15 protein-coding genes and 2 tRNA genes are annotated in these 16,753 nt (G+C 69.8%); 10 read left to right on the top strand and 7 right to left on the bottom strand.

Features of this window, described 5'->3' with window-relative positions; translation table 11 throughout:
• Window positions 1–317: 317 nt before the first annotated feature.
• Window positions 318–391, top strand: a tRNA-Arg gene (locus Q7C18_RS13455).
• 172 nt (window positions 392–563) lie between these two features.
• Here Q7C18_RS13455 and Q7C18_RS13450 read toward each other — a convergent pair.
• Window positions 564–1,580, bottom strand: coding sequence for a hemolysin family protein (locus Q7C18_RS13450; protein ID WP_311025819.1), 1,017 nt, complete (start codon window positions 1,578–1,580; stop codon window positions 564–566).
• Entirely contained in the window at window positions 1,577–2,929 is a 1,353-nt protein-coding gene (locus Q7C18_RS13445) for a hemolysin family protein (RefSeq protein WP_311025818.1), read from the bottom strand. Before Q7C18_RS13445 ends, Q7C18_RS13450 begins: the two co-directional genes overlap by 4 nt.
• 334 nt (window positions 2,930–3,263) lie before the next feature.
• Between Q7C18_RS13445 and Q7C18_RS13440 the strand changes: the two genes are divergently transcribed.
• On the top strand, window positions 3,264–5,147 hold the full coding sequence (locus Q7C18_RS13440) for a DUF2207 domain-containing protein (RefSeq protein WP_311025817.1): 1,884 nt from the start codon (window positions 3,264–3,266) through the stop codon (window positions 5,145–5,147).
• A 138-nt stretch (window positions 5,148–5,285) separates the two neighbouring features.
• Here Q7C18_RS13440 and Q7C18_RS13435 read toward each other — a convergent pair whose 3' ends face one another.
• On the bottom strand, window positions 5,286–5,774 hold the full coding sequence (locus Q7C18_RS13435) for a GNAT family protein (RefSeq protein ID WP_311025816.1): 489 nt from the start codon (window positions 5,772–5,774) through the stop codon (window positions 5,286–5,288).
• A 310-nt stretch (window positions 5,775–6,084) separates the two neighbouring features.
• Between Q7C18_RS13435 and Q7C18_RS13430 the strand changes: the two genes are divergently transcribed.
• The 5 genes from Q7C18_RS13430 (at window position 6,085) to Q7C18_RS13410 (ending at window position 12,310) form a co-directional block, all read left to right on the top strand.
• A complete protein-coding gene (locus tag Q7C18_RS13430) occupies window positions 6,085–6,891 on the top strand; it encodes a DeoR/GlpR family DNA-binding transcription regulator (protein ID WP_311025815.1) in 807 nt (268 codons plus the stop codon).
• Window positions 6,888–7,886 (top strand): hexose kinase, encoded by a 999-nt coding sequence (locus Q7C18_RS13425; RefSeq protein ID WP_311025814.1) that lies wholly within the window; start codon window positions 6,888–6,890, stop codon window positions 7,884–7,886. Before Q7C18_RS13430 ends, Q7C18_RS13425 begins: the two co-directional genes overlap by 4 nt.
• 83 nt (window positions 7,887–7,969) lie before the next feature.
• Window positions 7,970–10,006 (top strand): fructose-specific PTS transporter subunit EIIC, encoded by a 2,037-nt coding sequence (locus Q7C18_RS13420; RefSeq protein WP_311025813.1) that lies wholly within the window; start codon window positions 7,970–7,972, stop codon window positions 10,004–10,006.
• A gap of 144 nt (window positions 10,007–10,150) precedes the next feature.
• Window positions 10,151–11,905, top strand: a complete 1,755-nt coding sequence (ptsP, locus tag Q7C18_RS13415) for a phosphoenolpyruvate--protein phosphotransferase (RefSeq protein ID WP_311025812.1) — start codon at window positions 10,151–10,153, stop codon at window positions 11,903–11,905.
• A gap of 132 nt (window positions 11,906–12,037) precedes the next feature.
• Window positions 12,038–12,310 (top strand): HPr family phosphocarrier protein, encoded by a 273-nt coding sequence (locus Q7C18_RS13410; protein WP_070158986.1) that lies wholly within the window; start codon window positions 12,038–12,040, stop codon window positions 12,308–12,310.
• A gap of 159 nt (window positions 12,311–12,469) precedes the next feature.
• Here Q7C18_RS13410 and Q7C18_RS13405 read toward each other — a convergent pair whose 3' ends face one another.
• The 3 genes from Q7C18_RS13405 to upp all read right to left on the bottom strand — a co-directional run bounded on the left by Q7C18_RS13405 (window position 12,470) and on the right by upp (window position 14,827).
• Window positions 12,470–12,979 (bottom strand): histidine phosphatase family protein, encoded by a 510-nt coding sequence (locus Q7C18_RS13405; protein WP_311025811.1) that lies wholly within the window; start codon window positions 12,977–12,979, stop codon window positions 12,470–12,472.
• Window positions 12,980–13,018: 39 nt separating this feature from the next.
• Window positions 13,019–13,831 carry a winged helix-turn-helix domain-containing protein gene (locus tag Q7C18_RS13400; RefSeq protein ID WP_070158984.1) on the bottom strand — a complete coding sequence of 271 codons (813 nt, stop codon included), beginning with the start codon at window positions 13,829–13,831 and terminating at the stop codon, window positions 13,019–13,021.
• A gap of 360 nt (window positions 13,832–14,191) precedes the next feature.
• Window positions 14,192–14,827: a uracil phosphoribosyltransferase gene (gene upp / locus Q7C18_RS13395; RefSeq protein ID WP_070158983.1), complete on the bottom strand. Its 636-nt coding sequence runs from the start codon at window positions 14,825–14,827 to the stop codon at window positions 14,192–14,194.
• Between the two features lie 218 nt (window positions 14,828–15,045).
• On the opposite strand from upp, the gene tadA reads away from it, so the two are divergent.
• The 3 genes from tadA to Q7C18_RS13380 all read left to right on the top strand — a co-directional run bounded on the left by tadA (window position 15,046) and on the right by Q7C18_RS13380 (window position 16,329).
• On the top strand, window positions 15,046–15,525 hold the full coding sequence (tadA, locus tag Q7C18_RS13390) for a tRNA adenosine(34) deaminase TadA (RefSeq protein ID WP_311025881.1): 480 nt from the start codon (window positions 15,046–15,048) through the stop codon (window positions 15,523–15,525).
• Between the two features lie 95 nt (window positions 15,526–15,620).
• Entirely contained in the window at window positions 15,621–16,169 is a 549-nt protein-coding gene (locus Q7C18_RS13385) for an adenine phosphoribosyltransferase (RefSeq protein WP_311025810.1), read from the top strand.
• Between the two features lie 69 nt (window positions 16,170–16,238).
• Window positions 16,239–16,329 (top strand) — tRNA-Ser (locus Q7C18_RS13380).
• On the opposite strand, the gene Q7C18_RS13375 is transcribed toward Q7C18_RS13380, so the two are convergent.
• Complete coding sequence (locus Q7C18_RS13375; RefSeq protein WP_311025809.1) at window positions 16,308–16,706, bottom strand: helix-turn-helix domain-containing protein; 399 nt, start codon at window positions 16,704–16,706, stop codon at window positions 16,308–16,310. The two genes, Q7C18_RS13380 and Q7C18_RS13375, sit on opposite strands and share 22 nt — an antisense overlap.
• Window positions 16,707–16,753 lie beyond the last annotated feature (47 nt).

Here is a 16,753-nt window from a genome sequence, read left to right as displayed (position 1 = left end):
CGGCCCGCTCAATCGCACTCCTGTGTGCGGCGACGACGGCGGACATCGTGCGTCGACGGTGACGCGCGCCGGCCGGTGTTCACCTCATCGTGAACACCGAGCCCGTCGAGGCCTTGAGGGACCGGATACCTTCCACTGTACTGGTCCGCGAACCCCGCGACGCACCGAAAGTCCACATAGTGGTCACGGGATGCAGAGTGAACCGATTTTCGTGAGGATCACCACGTTCGGGTCGACGATTTTGCCCTCCCTCCGGAGCCCGTGTATAGTCTTTCTGGTCGAGATCGCGACAGCGGGATCGGCCGACAACAGAACATGCGCCTATAGCTCAGCTGGATAGAGCGTCGGTCTACGGAACCGAAGGTCTGGGGTTCGAATCCCTATGGGCGCACCGAAGAGACGAGCCTCGATCCTTGGCATGACAGGGATCGGGGCTCTTCTCATGCTCGGCGAAGGTTTCGATGGGCGACGCCGGTCCGCTCGTGCGTCCAGTCATCGCGCACGCGCACCCGATGACGCCGCCACTCCACACCTCGTCCGACGACGGACGAACGGAGCACGTGTCACCGAGTTCTGGACGCTCCGGGCCAGATCTGGTCCAAGATGTCCTTCCACGTGATGATGCCGACCGTCTTTCCAGGGGCCCGCACCACGGCGAATTGCTCACCGGCGGCTCGCATCTCCTGGAGGGCGTCGAAGACAGTGGTCCCGGACACCATCAGAAGCGGCTTGCGTGCCACGCGCTCGGCAGGCTCCTCAGGCCGCGCGCGCAGGGTGTCGCGCACGTGGACCACCCCGAGGCCAGCGGTCCCGGAGCGCCCCACCAGCACCCTCAGCCTCCCGGACGCCCGACACGCTTCCTGCACCTCCGCCATCGTGGCCCCGTCGCGAAGCGTGGGCACAGCCTGCTGCGGGGACTCGACGACGTCATCCACTGTCTGCACGCCAAGGGCCAGCAGATCCGAGATCTGGCGCCCGGACTCCCCGTCCAGCGTTCCGGCCTTCGTGGACCGTTCCACCAGGGTGCGAATGGTTTCTGAGTCGTAGCCGGCGACGGCGGCCCGATCCACAGGCTCGACACCCGCCGCTGCGACCAGACGGTTGGCCAAGCCGTTGATGGCCCGCAGCAGGGGACCCAGGATCGACACGATCACCTGGGCCGGCAGGGCGACGAGAGTCGCGGAGCGCTCCGGATCGGCGATCGCCCAGGACTTGGGCGCCATCTCCCCGACCACTAGATGCAGGAATGTCACCAGCAGCAGCGCCAATCCGAAGCTCACAGCGTCAGCGACCCATGCGGGCAGGAAGCCGAACACCGGCATCAGCAGATGATGGACTGCCGGCTTGGTCACAGCGCCGAGGGCGAATGTGCAGGCTGTGATGCCCAGCTGCGCGGCGGCAAGCATCAGCGTGAGCTGGTCCAGACCTCGGATCGCCGCGCGGGCCGAGGCGCTGTGCTGAGACTTCGTCTCCAGGCGGTGCCGCCGCGCGGCCAGCAGAGAGAACTCGATGACGACGAAGAACGCCGACAGCGCGATGACCACCACTGTGGCGATCGTTGGAATCAGCCACTCAGTCACAGCGTCTCCTCCCTGAGCTCGAGGACGACGGAGTGCGGCACGTGGCGGTCGAGGGATCTGATATCCGCCTCGAGGAAGCGCAGCACCGGCGTCGCTCCGGTCAGGGGCACTGCGCCGCTGTGCAGATCAATCCGCACGCGGTCACCTGGAGCAGGCAATCCCCCAGAGACGTGGATGATGAGACCCGACAGCGTCTCGAAGTCGCCCCGTGGCAGATCATATCCGATCGCCCGTTCCACCTCATCGACATGCACAGATCCGTTGACGTGCCACGTCGACTCAGCAACGGACACGATGTCCAGGGGGATCTCCTCATCATGCTCATCAGTCAGCTCACCGAGGACCTCCTCAGCGAGATCCTCCAGAGAGATCACGCCCGCGAACCCACCATACTCATCGATCACACACGCGAACTGTGTCCGCTGGCGTCGAAGTTCATCGACGGCGTCAGGCATAGTCATCAATGTCGGCAGGATGACAGGAGGCCTCATGAGATCCGAGACCGGCCTGTTCCACGGCTGCTCTGCGGCGAGGACATCGAGGAGATGAACCACCCCTACCGGGGCGTCTGACTCATCGATGACCGGATAGCGGGTGTGCTCCCGAGCCATGAGCTCACGAACGCCGTCGATCGTGGTCTCAGGCGTGACGACGCCCGCCCGAGAACGAGGAATCATGGCGTGCTCCACATCATGGTCAGGGAAGTCCAACAGACGGTCGAGCACGAGGAACAGGTCCTCCGGGAGATCTCCGCTCTGTCGCGAATCGTCGACGATCTGTTCCAGGTCATCGGCATCGGCTGTGGAGTCGACATCATGAACGGGCTGAATCCCGAGCAGACGCAGGAGCACGTTGGCCGACCGGTCGAAGAACGTGATGAGCCACCCGAACGCCACCAGATACAGATGCGTGGATCCGGCGAGCCTCAAGGCAAGTGCTGTGGGGTTCGCGATCGCGTAGTTCTTGGGGAAGAGCTCGCCGAAGATCATCTGTACCACTGTCGAGACGCCGAGGGCCACCACGGTTCCGGCGCCGACGGCCGCGGCCCGGGGGACGTCGACCAGTCCGAACAGGTCCCCCAGCGCCTCACCCACAAGGGGTTCTGCGACGTAGCCGACGAGCAGTCCAGTCACGGTGATGCCCAGTTGGGCGCCGGAGAGCATGAACGATGTGCGGTTGGTGACCTTCAGCGCCTTCGCGGCCGCAACCTCACCACTCGCGGCACGCGTCCTCAGCTGGTTCCGGTCCACCGACATGTAGGCGAACTCTTGGGCCACGAAGTAGGCGTTGGCGGCGATGATCAGCAGGATGACCAGGCATCCCACCAGCAGCAGGAGGAGGGTCGTCATCGACTGCCGCCCTCGATTGCCCAGTCGGAGGTCCCGGCACCCTGAGCCGAAAACCTCCCCTGAGAGATGACGGGAGTGGGCTGGAGGCCCGAACGGTGCAACATGGCCGCCCGATGCAGATGGCGGGCGGCCGACGGTTGATCACAGTCCACGGGGGACGACGTCCTTCCTTAGGTGACGGATACGTACAGTATAGAAGCCTCCTGCGACGGGCGGCTTGGTGGTAGGCCGCGGCGACGCTACCTTGGCAGACGAGGATCACGCGCTCTGTCCGTCTGCGGAATACTCCCCGCGGATGATCCCCCACCCCAGGCGTTTCTCTAAGCTGGCCGACATGCACGCTCTGCGCACCCTGACAGCTGGTCCCGCCGTCGTCATGCTGGGCCTGGCCGCCGCCCTTCTGCCCGCGCCGGCCGCAGCGGCCTCCGGCGATCCCACCGATGATGTGGTCCGGGATCTGTCCATCAGCATCGACCTCGACGAGGACGGGGTGATGCACGTGAAGGAGACCTACGACTGGGACTTCGGTGAGCGAGAGGGCCTGGGCTTCTTCCGCACGCTGAGCACCCAGATGCCCTCCGACGAAGGACCCCGCGTCGTCGACTATGAGGACTTCGCCCTGACCAGCCCCACCGGAGCGCCCGCCGCCGTCGCGGACATCGAGGAGTCGAGGGACGCCCTCCAGCTCAGCCTCGGGGCTCCGGAAGGGTCCGAGGACACTCGCACCGGACTGCAGACCTATGAGCTCAGCTACACCGTCCATGGTGCCGTCGACCCCTCGTCCTGGGACTGGATCGTCGCCGGTCCGGACCAGGACGTCTCCATCGAGCGGGTCACCACCGAGGTCACCGCACCGGAGGAGATACTCGACGGCGCCTGCTGGCAGGGCACCGACTCCGACCTGGACGACGGCCGCCCCTGTCCGGCAGAGATCGACGGCGAGACGATGACCGCCACGGCCACGACCCTGGAGCCGGGCGGGTGGCAGGGCGTGGAGGTCACCGTCCCGGAAGGCACCTTCTCGGCAGCGACTCCGGTCTATGCGGAGCCCACCGCCTCAGAGCGTCTCGCCGACACCATCGCCCCGGTCTCGGACCGCATCGGCCACGCGGTGCTGCAGGCCTGGTGGGCCGCGGCGGCCGCGGGGGTCGCCGCCGTCGTCGGAATCTTCCTGCTGCGGCGCCGCTCCGGCCGCGATGAGCACTTCCCCCTCCTCGCTCCCGGGGCGCTCCCGGAGCCCGGGGCCACTCTGGGGATCGCGCGCCTGGAGCAGGAGCCCCCGGCCGTCCCCCGTCATGCGGTGCCGGACGACCTGAGCCCCTACGAGGCAGCCCTGCTCTGGAGGAAGTCCGCCCTGTTTCTTCCGGCCGACTTCACCACACTCACGCTGGTGGATCTGGCCGCCCGCGGCCACCTCCACCTGGAGGAGACGACTGCCGAGCACGACGACGACAGCCGCGACTGGCTGGCCTCCACCACGATCGCCGACCGGAGCGGCCTGCCCGACGATGAGCAGGATCTTCTCGCGGCCCTCGACGCCGAAGGGGACGGCGAACCGATCCGACTTTCCGAGCTGGGCGATGAGTTCTCCACCGCGGCACAGAAGGCCCAGGCGAAGGCCCTGGCCTGCTTCGACGCGCGGCACCTGCTCAGTCGGCGGTTGGGCGGAGCAGGCAGCCTGTGGGACTGGACCGCGGCCGCCGGCATCACGGTGCTGCTCGTCGTGACGATCCTCGCCTGGGCCTTGACCATGCCGACCTCGCTGAACCTGCTGCTCACCGGGATCACCGGGGCCCTCCTCCTGCTGGGGGTCCTCTGGGCGGCGACCGCGACGATGGGCACCCGACGCACTGCACTCGGCCGGGCCCACGTGGAGCAGCTGCGCGGACTGCAGGCCGCTCAGGCCGCCGTCGTCGAGACCTCCGACGGCACGGGACCGACCACCGAGCTGACGCCGGATCAGATCACCGCGCAGCTGCCGTACGCCATGGCTCTGGGCGAGGCCAAGCGCTGGTCCGCACTGGCCGAAGGCTCCGCCGCAGCCGGTGACAGCACCCTCCGCCCCCAGGGCCTCTCGGCCGGCAGCTGGTTTCTGCTGGCCACAAGCATGCAGCATACGATCGGCGCCTCGCACAGCTCCTCCGGCGCGGGTTCAACAGGATCGCCGGGGTTCTCCGCCGGTTCCTTCGGAGGAGGCGGTGGCGTCGCCGGGCGATGATCAGTCCGACTGAGCCTGCATGGTCTCCACGATGCTCCCCCTCCACGTCCGTGATGCGCTCCGCGGCCATTCCGTCTGCCGCCGGAACCGGAGACCGACTCGACGACAAGACCTGCGCCCTCATACGGGGCAGTGCGCTCAGAGGCTGCGCAGGAGACGCACCCCGGTGCCGCCGTCCCAGCTGGCCGAGCCCTGGACCCGGAACCCGTTGCGCTCCAGCACCCGCCGGGAGGCCACGTTCCCATGGGACACCTCCGCGGTGAGAGTGCACAGCCCGTAGGAGCCGACGGCCAGCTCGCAGATCCGTCCCACCGCCCAAGTAGCCACGCCGCCGCCGGCGGCCGCCTCCGCCACCCGGTATCCGAGGCTCGCACCGCCGGCGTCGACGTCGGTCAGGTTGATCCGGCCGATGATCGGCTGCCCGCCTTCGGGACCGAGGATCACATGGAACAGATCGGTGCCCTCCTCCTGCGCGTCGAGCAGCGCGTGCAGCCGGTGGTCGAACTGCGCGAAGAAGTCGTCGCCGCGGTCCGGGATGGACCGGGCGAAGTACTCACGGTTGCGTACCTCGAAGCTCAGCAGGCGGTCCCGGTGCGCAGCGGCCAACAGCTCGATGCTCCACGCCATGGGCGGGCTCCTTCCTGATCACCACCGCCGGACGATCTGCACCATCACATCACGTCTGCCTCACCACATCTGATGGGGCAGACGTGATTCTGGTGTGCAGAACGACGCCGCCTCGCCACCGAGACACGGGCGAATCCTCCGCGTCGGGCCGGGTGAACTCCCCACGGCCCACGTTGCGAGCACAGAAAAACACAGATAAAGTCTGGTAAATCCCAACGAACGTGGGTAGAATCACACTCACGGGCACTTCCAGGAGGCACAGGCTCCGTGACCCGCCCCACCGGCAGCACCCGCCAGATCGGAGGACACGATGGCCCTGCTCGCACCCGAGCGCCACGACCGCATCCTGGCCCACCTTCGCACCCACGGCACCGTGACGGTCCAGCAGATCGCCGAAGATCTGTCCGTCACCCGCGAGACCGTCCGCAGGGACCTGGACCACCTGGAGAACGCCGGAGCCCTCCGCCGGGTCCACGGCGGTGCAGTCCCCGCCTCCCCCTCCTCTCGCACCGAGACCTCCTGGCGGGACCGGCAGGCCAGCCGCGCCGCGCAGAAGCAGGCCATCGCTCGGGCCGCCGTCGACTTCCTCCCTCCCGCCGGCACCGGCTCCCTGATGATGGACGCCGGCACCTCCACCGAGGCGCTCGCCGACCTCATCGCCGCCGAGTCACGCGACGCCGGCCCGGCCGAGTCCCGCGTGGTGATCACCAACGCCGTGCCGATCGCCCAGAAGCTCAGCGACGTCACCGCCGTCGACCTGGAGATCCTCGGCGGTCAGGTGCGGGGGCTCACCGGCGCCGTCGTCGGTGACCGCGCCCTGGAGACGCTGGCCGGCCGCCAGGCCGACGTCGCATTCATCGGCACCAACGGGATCGACGCCGAGTTCGGCCTCTCCACCCCGGACGCCGCCGAAGCCGCCATGAAAGCCGCCCTGATCCGCGCAGCCCGCACCTCCGTGCTGCTGGCTGACTCCTCCAAGCTCGGCCGCTCCACCCTCGTCCGCTTCGCCCAGCTGAAGGAAATCTCCGTGCTCATCACCGACGCCGAGCCCGACCCCGGGCTGCAGGACGCCCTGGACGCCGCCGATGTGACCGTCGTCGTGGCGGTGCCGCGATGATCCTCACCCTGACTCCGAACCCCAGTCTCGACAAGACCGTCGAACTGGACGCCCCCCTGGCTCCGGGGGCCGTGCAGCGCGCCGTCCGTACCTCCACCGAACCCGGCGGCAAGGGCGTGAACATCTCGCGCGCCCTGGTCGCCGCCGGGCAGGAGACCCTGGCTGTCCTGCCCGGAGACGACACCGACCCGGTGCTCACCGCGCTCACCCAGCTGCGCGTCCCGCATCGTGGCCTGTCCCTGAGCGAAGCGCTGCGCACCAACATCACCGTCACCGATCCGGCAGGCACCACCACGAAGATCAACGAGCCCGGCCCAGCCTTCGACGAGGTCCGGACCGAGGCGCTGCTCGCCCTCGCCCTGGACGCCGCCGAGGGCGCCAGCTGGGCGGCCCTGGCCGGCTCGCTGCCCCCGGGCGTGCCCGTCGACTTCTACGCCCAGGTCATCGGGCGGCTGCGCAGGAACCTCGGGCCGGAGGCTCCGCAGATCGCCCTGGACTCCTCCGGTCCGGCATTGGCCCGCGCCGTGGCCGCCGAGCCGGAGCTGATCAAGCCCAACGGCGAGGAGCTGCTGGAGCTTGTCACCCTGCTCACCGGTTCCAGCCCGCGTTTCCCCGACGGCCGCACCATGGAGCCCGAGGAGCTGGAGAGCCGCCCGGCCGAAGTGCTCCGCCTGGTCCATATCGCCCAGGATCACGGCGTGCGCACGACCCTGGTCACCCTGGGGGCCCACGGCGCCCTGCTCGTCCCTGACCGCCCCGGGGACGAGGTGCTGCGGGCCTGGGGCCCGGAGCTGCTGGCCCGGTCCACCGTCGGCGCCGGCGACGCCTCCCTGGCCGGGCTGCTGCTGGCCGCTCAGCAGGGCCAAGGTCCTGCCGGCCAGCTTCGGCAGGCCGCAGCCCAGGGCCGTGCCGCCGCCGCACTCCCCGGATCGGTCATGCCGACCCCGGATGATCTCGACCTCGACGTCGTCGTCGTGGAGACGCTCTCCGACTGACCCCTGTCAGCCGGACCCATCCCTGGAACACCGCCCCGGAACACCACCCCGGAACACCGCACCCGAACTGCGAGGGACCCGCCATGAACAGCATCATCACCCCGGAGCTCGTCAGCCTCGACGAGATCCGCAGCAGCGCGAAGCGAGAGGTCATCGAACAGCTCGCCTCCCGCATCCAGCAGGCAGGTCGCACCGCGGCCGCCGAGACCCTGGTGGCCGACGCCTGGGCACGCGAGGAGAAGTCCGCCACCGGCATGCCCGGCGGCGTGGCGATCCCCCACTGCCGCACCTCGGCCGTCACGGAGGCCACCCTGGCCTTCGCCCGACTGCCCGAGCCGGTGGACTTCGGCGCCAAGGACGGCCCTGCCGACCTCGTGTTCTTCATCGCCGCCCCCGACGGCGCCGACAAGGCCCACCTGAAGATCCTCGCCGCGTTGGCCCGCTCCCTGGTCAAGAAGGACTTCGTGGCCGCCCTGCGTGAGGCCGAGGACGCCCAGGCGGTGGTGGACCGGGTCACCGAGGCCGTCGCCCCTGCCGTGGCCGAGCTCGAGGGGGCGACAGAGGCACCGGCCGACGCCGCGCCGACTGCACCCGCGGCGACCGCTGCGCCGGCCTCCTCCGGGGGCCGCCGGATCGTGGCCGTGACCGCCTGCCCCACGGGGATCGCCCACACCTACATGGCCGCCGACGCCCTGAAGCAGGCCGCCGAGGAGAAGGGCGTGGAGATCCACGTGGAGACCCAAGGGTCTGCCGGGGCCACCGCCCTGCCCGCCGACATCGTCGCCGGTGCCGACGCGGTGATCTTCGCCGTCGACGTCGACGTCCGGGACAAGGCCCGCTTCGCCGGCAAGCCGGTGGTGCACGTGCCCGTCAAGCGCGGCATCGACGAGTCCGCCGCACTGATCGACCGGGCCCTGGCGGCCGTGGACGACCCCTCCGCCCCGCGCGTCTCCGCCGAAGAATCCGGTGAGGAGTCACATTCCGGGGCTGAGGAGAGCTTCGGCAAGAAGACCCAGCGTGTGCTGATGACCGGTGTCTCCTACATGATCCCGTTCGTCGCCGCGGGCGGTCTGCTCATCGCCCTGGGCTTCCTTCTGGGCGGCCATGACATCACGGACGTCGCCGACGACGTCGTGTTCGGCAATACGCTGTTCAATCTCCCCGACGGCGGCCTCCTCACGTACCTCGGCGCCGTCGCGTTCACCATCGGCGCCACCTCGATGGGGTTCTTGGTGCCAGCTCTCTCGGGCTACATCGCCTACGGCATGGCTGACCGCCCCGGCATCGCCCCGGGCTTCACCGCCGGCATGGTCGCCGTGTCCATGGACGCCGGGTTCATCGGCGGCATCGTCGGCGGTGTGCTTGCCGGCGCCGTCGCCGCCGGGTTCCGCCGTCTGGAGGTCCCCCGCTGGCTCGCCGGACTGATGCCGGTGGTGATCATCCCGCTCATCGCCACTCTGGTCTCCTCCGGCCTGATGTTCCTGCTGCTGGGCGGACCCATCGCCAGTCTGACCGCGTCCCTGGAGAGTTGGCTGTCCGGGATGACCGGCACGGCCGCCGTCCTGCTGGGTGTCGTCCTGGGCCTGATGATGTGCATCGACCTGGGTGGACCGATCAACAAGGTCGCCTACTCCTTTGCGGTCGCCGGCATCTCCGCGGGGTCCGTGGCCGACAACCCGGGGCCGCTGATGATCATGGCCGCGGTCATGGCCGCCGGCATGGTTCCGCCACTGGGCCTGGCCTTGGCCACCTTCCTGGACCGGCGGCTGTTCACCCCGGTGGAGCGGGAGAACGGCAAGACCGCAGTGCTGCTGGGCGCAGCCTTCATCTCCGAGGGCGCCATCCCATTCGCCGCGGCCGACCCGCTGCGGGTGCTGCCCTCTGCGATGGCCGGCGGCGCCGTCACCGGGGCGCTGACCATGGCCTTCGGCATCACCTCGCTGGCCCCGCACGGCGGAGCCTTCGTGTTCTTCGCGATCGACTCGTTCGTGCTGTTCATCCTGGCCGTCCTGGCCGGTGCCGTGGTCACGGCCCTCTGCGTCATCGCCCTGAAGCGGTGGACCCGGCGCAGCCTGCCCGCCGCACCGGCCGCCGCCGAGCCAGCGACCGCCACCGCCTGACCCCCGCGCCCGATGGCCGGCCGCCCCGGAGTCTCACCGGAGCGGTCGGCCATCGGCCCGCCGAGCCCGCACACGCCCGCCCTGCGTCCCACGTACGGCCGCCCCGCGTCCCCGCACCCGACCCGCACCACCTAGGATTCACCCATGACCTCCCCCGAGAACCTCCCCTCCGCCCCCGCTGACCAGGCGAGCACGCTGCCCGGCACCCGGTTCACCGGGGTCGGGGTCTGCCCCGGGCGCGCCGTCGGACCGGTGCTGTCCATGCCGGACGCGATCGCCGAGCCGGAGAACTCCCCGCGGGACTCCGGCATCTCCGAGGCCAGCGCTGTGGAGTCCCTGGAGGCGGCCACCGCCGCGGTGGCCGAGCAGCTGCGCGCCCGGGCCGCCGAGGCCGCCGGCGACGCCAAAGGGGTGCTCGAGGCGACCGCCCTGATGGCCACCGACTCGATGCTGAAGAAGGCCGCGATCAAGCGCATCTCCGGGGGCAAGACCGAGGAGCGGTCCTTCTACGAGGCGGCCGCGGAGGTCACCCAGATGCTGGCAGCACTCGGTGGAAAGATGGCCGAGCGGCAGCGCGACGTCCGTGACGTGCGCGACCGGGTCATCGCCCAGCTGCGGGGCGTCACGCCCCCGGGCATCCCCCACAGCGAGACTCCGTTCATCCTGCTGGCCGAGGACCTCGCGCCCGCCGACACCGCCACCCTGGGCCCGGAGAAGGTCCTGGCCCTGGTCACCCAGGAAGGCGGTCCGCAGTCCCACACCGCCATCATCGCCCGGTCCCTTGACCTGCCTGCTGTGGTGGCCGCCCCGGGCGTGCTGCAGATCCCGGACGGCACCGAAGTGCACGTCGACGGCGCCGCCGGCGTCATCGACACCTCCGTCACCGACGAGCTGAAAGCCGAGGTGCAGGCCCATCGGGAGCGCCGGGCCCAGATCGCCGCGTTCGACGGCGACGGTCGCCTGGCCGACGGCACCGCCCTGCCGCTGCTGGCCAACGTGGGCAACGGAGCCGATGCCCGGGCCGCCGCCGAGGGGGGCGCCCAAGGTGTGGGGCTGTTCCGCACCGAGTTCCTGTTCTTCGACCGCGACTCCGAGCCCGGCCACGAGGAGCAGGTGGCCGCCTACCGGGAGGTCTTCGAGGCCTTCTCCGCCCGCGGCACCGCCGAGCAGCCTGCGAAGGTCGTGCTGCGCACCCTCGATGCCGGGGCGGACAAGCCGCTGCCCTTCCTCACCGACACCGAAGAGCCCAACCCGGCGCTGGGCGTGCGGGGCTTCCGCACCGAGCTCGCCTCCCCCGGTGTGCTGGGACGGCAGCTGGCCGCGGTCGCTGAGGCGGAGGCCGCCGCCGGAGACACGGTGGACGTCTGGGTGATGGCCCCGATGATCTCCACCGCTGAGGAGGCCGCGAGCTTCCGCACCATGGCCGCCGAGGCAGGACTGAAGACTCCGGGCGTGATGATCGAGGTTCCGGCCGCCGCGCTCACCGCGGGCCCGATCACCGAGGAGGTGGAGTTCGTCTCCATCGGCACCAACGACCTCACCCAGTACACGATGGCCTCGGACCGACAGCTGGGCTCCCTGGCGGCCCTCAACGACGCCTGGCAGCCGGCGGTGCTGCAGCTCATCGGCGCCACCGGAGCCGCCTCACACGGGCCGGTGGGTGTGTGCGGCGAAGCCGCGGCAGATCCGGCCCTGGCTCCTGTTCTGGTGGGTCTCGGTGCGACCTCACTGTCCATGAGCGCGGCCGCCCTGCCCGCAGTGGCGGCCGTGCTGCGCACCGTCAGCCCTGAGCAGGCGAAGGAGCTGGCCGCCGTCGCCACGGCCGCGCGGAGCTCCGCGGAGGCACGCGCCGCCGTCGTCGCCCAGCTGCCGGCGCTGCAGGAGCTCGGCCTCGCCTGAGGCCGTCTCCTGGCGCCATCTGCCGGGCGCGCCGGCCCCGCCACCCCATAAGATGTGTACAGACCTGCGGCGCCGGCGTCGCAGGACACGACGCTCATCCGAGCACGACTCCAGATCAGCAGGAGGAGAACCATGGCCCAGAGGACCGCAACCATCGGCTCCAAGGCAGGACTGCACGCCCGTCCTGCCGCCGTCTTCGCCGAAGCGGCAGGCTCACAGCCGGTGGAGGTGAGCATCGCCAAGGCGGACAGCCCTGAAGAGACCTTCGAGGCCGGCAGCATCCTGGGCCTGATGGGCATCGGCGCCGAGTACGGCGACCAGGTGGTGCTCTCCGCCGAGGGCGACGGCGCGGAGGCAGCCCTCGACGAGCTGGTGCGCATCCTGGAGACCGAACAGGACGACTGAGCGGCTCAGCGGCGAGCAGCGCTCCCCGCGACGCTGAGAAGAGGCCGGTGCACGGGTCATGGCGACCTGCGCACCGGCCTCTTCATCTCTGGACGGAACGCTGCGTGTCTGGACAGCGGCCAGCCCGCCTGGGCGTGGCTCTGCGGCTGTCCTGGGGGCTCAGTCCCAGAAGTCGATGAGCCGGGCGTCACGGCCGTCGAGCTCGGCCCACGGCTTCTCCACGACGAAACGGGCCAGGCCGGCGGTCGGGAAGCGCGAGGCCAGGCGAAGCACGGGATCCTCGGCGGAGTGCACCGAGGCGAGCTCCATGCCGAGGTCCTGGACGGTGGGCAGGTGCCCGATGACCAGCAGCCGGCGCACGGTCTCCGGAGTCTCGTTGATCACGGAGAGCATATGGCGGGACCCCGCCCCGTAGAGCCTGCCGTCCAGGTACGGGGTGGGGGCCTTCTCCCCCAGCTCGTGGTTGATCCAGATGCACGTCTGACGGGTGCGCATGGCATCGGAGCAGATGGTCGCGTCCGGCAGGACCTGCTCGGCCAGCAGCCGCTGTCCCACGGCGCGGGCCTGCTCGGCGCCGCGGTCGGTGAGAGTGCGACCGTGGTCGTCCTCCGAGAAGGCGTGTCCGGCCTGAGCATGGCGCAGGATGAGCAGCTCGACGGCGTCGTCCATGGTCCCCTCCCGCGGCGCCGGGCGCCGTTCAGATGCGGATCAGATGCTGTATTCGGGGGCGGCCCAGACAGTGACCTCGGGGTGCTCGTAGAACCGGTAGCCCTGGCCGCGGACCGTACGGACCGTGTTGGCCAGGCGACCCAGCTTCGAGCGCAGGCGCCGGATGTGCACGTCGATGGTGCGCTCGTTCGGCATCTGCTCGGTGTCGGCGTTGCGCCACAGGGCCTTGAGGAGCTCCTCCCGACCCACGGTGCGGGTCCCGTTCTCCACCAGGTAGTTCAGCAGCTCGAACTCCTTGTAGGTGAGGTTCAGGTTGTCCCCGTCCAGCTTGACCTCGCGGCGCGAGAGGTCGATCAGCACCCCGGAGCTTGAGGGAGCCTGAGGGGCTGCCACGGGCACCTCCATGGTGCGGTGGGTGACCGTGGGGTCGCCGAGCGCCTGACGGACGACGTCGAGGTCGCTGCCTTCGGCGGCCGCGGAGGCCATCGCCATGGCGATGTGGACCTGGGACTCGGGGGCGATCGACTCCACGTAGTCGCGGAGGTCGGTGGCGATCTTGTGCAACGAGGTGCCCGCCGCGGTCGCGGTGTCCTCGTCGAGGCCCACGTAGACCACGAAGCCGCGGGCGACGACGTCTGGCTGGACCAGCTGGGGGCCGCCGCCGTTCTGGGCGACCACCGGAACGGGCCCGGTGCGCGGCTGGCTCGAGGAGCGGCCTCGTCCTGCCCGACGGCCGGCCTGCTGGTCATCGCCGTCGCGCATCCGGCGGGCGATCTCCGCACGACGTGCCGCATTGCGGACGGACACGTGGACATACCCCGGATTCTGGGCCTGACTCGGATGTGCGGACATGAGGTGGTTCTCCCTGGCTGCCGACCGGTCGATTCGGACTCCAGACTCCACGTCACATAAGAAAAATGCAAGTAACAAAGCATGGAATATTCCACATGCTGAGACTATGCGGCGTGTTTGTGAGCAGGCTCACACTTTTGGGGCGTGAATCACGAGTGGACGAGCCCCCGACGGCGAGCGCGCCGCGGAAGCCGTCGACACCCCCGATGCCGCATGGCGTCGCGGGACGCAGCGAACGGGTCGCCTCGGAGACCGGGATCCGCACCAGCGAGCTGACATCGGACGATGCGCGAGACGAGCGCGAATAATAGCGCGTCCGGCCGCGCAGGGGCTGGGGAGATGCTCAGCAGAGCTCGGAACTCACTCCGCGAGGCCGTAGAGGCGATCCCCGGCGTCGCCGAGCCCGGGCACGATGTAGGCGTTCTCATCGAGCTTCTCGTCGATGGCGGCCAAGTAGAGGTCCACCTCCAGATCGCCCACGTCCTTCTGCAGCCGCTCGATGCCCTCCGGAGCGGCGAGCAGACAGATGCAGGTGACCTCCTTGGCGTTGCGGCGCTTGAGGAAGCGGATGGCCTCGGCCAAGGTGCCGCCCGTGGCCAGCATCGGATCCAGCACGAAGACGTGCCGTCCGGTCAGGTCGTCGGGGAGCCGCTCGGCGTAGGTGATGATGTCGAGGGTCTCCTCATTGCGGGCCATACCCAGGAAGCCGACCTCCGCGGTGGGGATCATGGAGGTCATACCGTCCAGCATGCCGAGTCCCGCGCGCAGGATCGGGACCACCAGCGGAGTGGGGCCGGCCAGCTGAGTCCCTTCGGTCTCGGTGACCGGGGTGGTGATGGTGATCGGCTCGGTGGCGATCGAATCGCTGGCCTCATAGGAGAGCAGCATCACCAGCTCCTTGGTGAGCTGCCTGAAGTGGTTGGAGCTGGTCTCCACCCGCCGGAGCTGGGTGAGCTTATGGGCGATGAGCGGGTGTTCCACGACCTGTACACGCATGGGACCAAACTACCAGGGCGCAGGGACGCCAGTAGGCTGGGCCCATGGCATCCCCCGTCCGCCCCGATCCGCGCCGTGACGCGCGTCGCGCCGCGCACCAGGAGCCGGTCCGCCCCGGGCACAGCGGCGACGGCGACCCCCGCGACTCGGCCGTGCCGGTCCGCTCGGACGCCGCACCGCCGGGTGGCCGGATCACCCGGGACGCCCGCGACGCCGGAGTGCAGCACGAGCTCATAGGCCGTTGCCTGGACCTGGCCGAACGGGCGGCCGCCGGCGGGGACGTGCCGGTGGGCGCCGTCGTCGTGGACCCGGACGGCCAGATCATCGGTGAGGGCCACAACACCCGGGAGGCCGACGCCGATCCGGCCGGCCACGCGGAGCTGATCGCCCTGCGCGAGGCCGCACGACACCGCGGCACCTGGCGCCTGGACGACTGCACGCTGGCCGTCACCCTGGAGCCGTGCCCCATGTGCGCCGGCGCCATCGTGCTCGCCCGCATCCGTCGGGTGATCTTCGGCGCCTGGGATGAGAAGGCCGGCGGGGCAGGGTCCGTGTTCGACATTCTGCGGGAGCCGCGGCTGAACCACTGGGTGGAGGTCCACCCGGAGGTGCGCGCCGAGGAGTGCTCCGCACAGCTCAGCGGGTTCTTCGCCACGCGGCTGCGGGAGGGCGGGACGGCCTCCGAGACCGAGGGCTGAGAACGAGGACTGAGACCGAGGACTGAGACCGGGCCCCGCCCTCGGGTGGCGGCAGGCGCGTGCCGGTCAGTCACGCGGATTGCTAGAGTTGCGCGGTGCTCTCCGCAGACCCCTCCCCCGATCTCACCGTCGCCCTGGCACGTGCCGAGTCCCTGATCGCGCTGACGCCGGACTACCCCGAGCCGGGGGTGCTGTTCCGTGACATCTCTCCGCTGCTGGTGGACGCCGCCGCGCTGGAAGCTGTGACGACAGGGCTCATCCAGCCGTTCCGTGGAGCCTTCGACGTCGTCGCCGGCATCGAAGCCCGCGGCTTCCTCCTGGCCGGGGCCATCGCGATCGCCGCAGGAGTGGGGACGCTGCCCATCCGCAAGGCGGGCAAGCTGCCGAACCCGGCTGCGAGTATCGAATACCACCTGGAGTACGGCTCCGCGGTGATCGAGGCCCCCGGGGTGCTGGAGCCCGGCGCGAGGGTGCTGCTGGTCGACGACGTGCTGGCCACCGGTGGCACCCTGGCCGCCTCCCGGCAGATCATCGCCGAGCTCGGCGGCGACGTGGCCGGCGCCGCCGTCGTGCTGGAGCTCGAGGAGCTGGGCGGGCGCCGTCACGCCGGGGCCGTGCATTCGCTCTTCCGCACCGGCGGCTGAGTCCGCTCCGGCCGGAGACAGCCACGATTGGAGTCCCGCGCGCATCTTCGGTAGCATCTTCAGGTCTGAGGTGACGTGTCCGAGCGGCCGAAGGTGCGACACTCGAAATGTCGTGTACGGTAACCCCGTACCGTGGGTTCAAATCCCACCGTCACCGCCAGTGTGATGTATCGGGACATCGTTGACAGATGTCTCACAACATCGTTGACAGAAGGGCCTCCGAACCCCCGGGTTCGGAGGCCCTTCGCCGTCTGTGCCTGGTCCGGGTTCACTCGGGGGCTCATCGGTGACCAGGTCCGCGGCCCGTAGGAGGCGACGAATCGTGGCCATTGAGGGCACCTTGTGGCCTTCGTTGCGAAAGTGACGGGTGGGTGTTCTGGAGCTGGTGGTCAGGGCCTCAGGGCCGTGTTGCTGGTAGCGGCGCAGCAGGGTGTAGACCCATTGCCGGGAGATGCCGTATTTGCGTGCTGTCTGCGAGACGCTGAGTCCTTGCTCGATCACGGCCTTCACGATGACGAGATTCTTGTGCTTGCCCATGCTCGTGGCAACGCCGCTGCCCTCGGCGTGGAGGCCTGCACTGGTGT

The organism is Nesterenkonia sp. CL21 (genome assembly GCF_031705515.1).
Taxonomy (GTDB): Bacteria; Actinomycetota; Actinomycetes; order Actinomycetales; family Micrococcaceae; genus Nesterenkonia; species Nesterenkonia aethiopica.
Note: the sequence above shows the minus strand (reverse complement) of the source record. Positions and strands in the feature narration are given on the sequence as shown.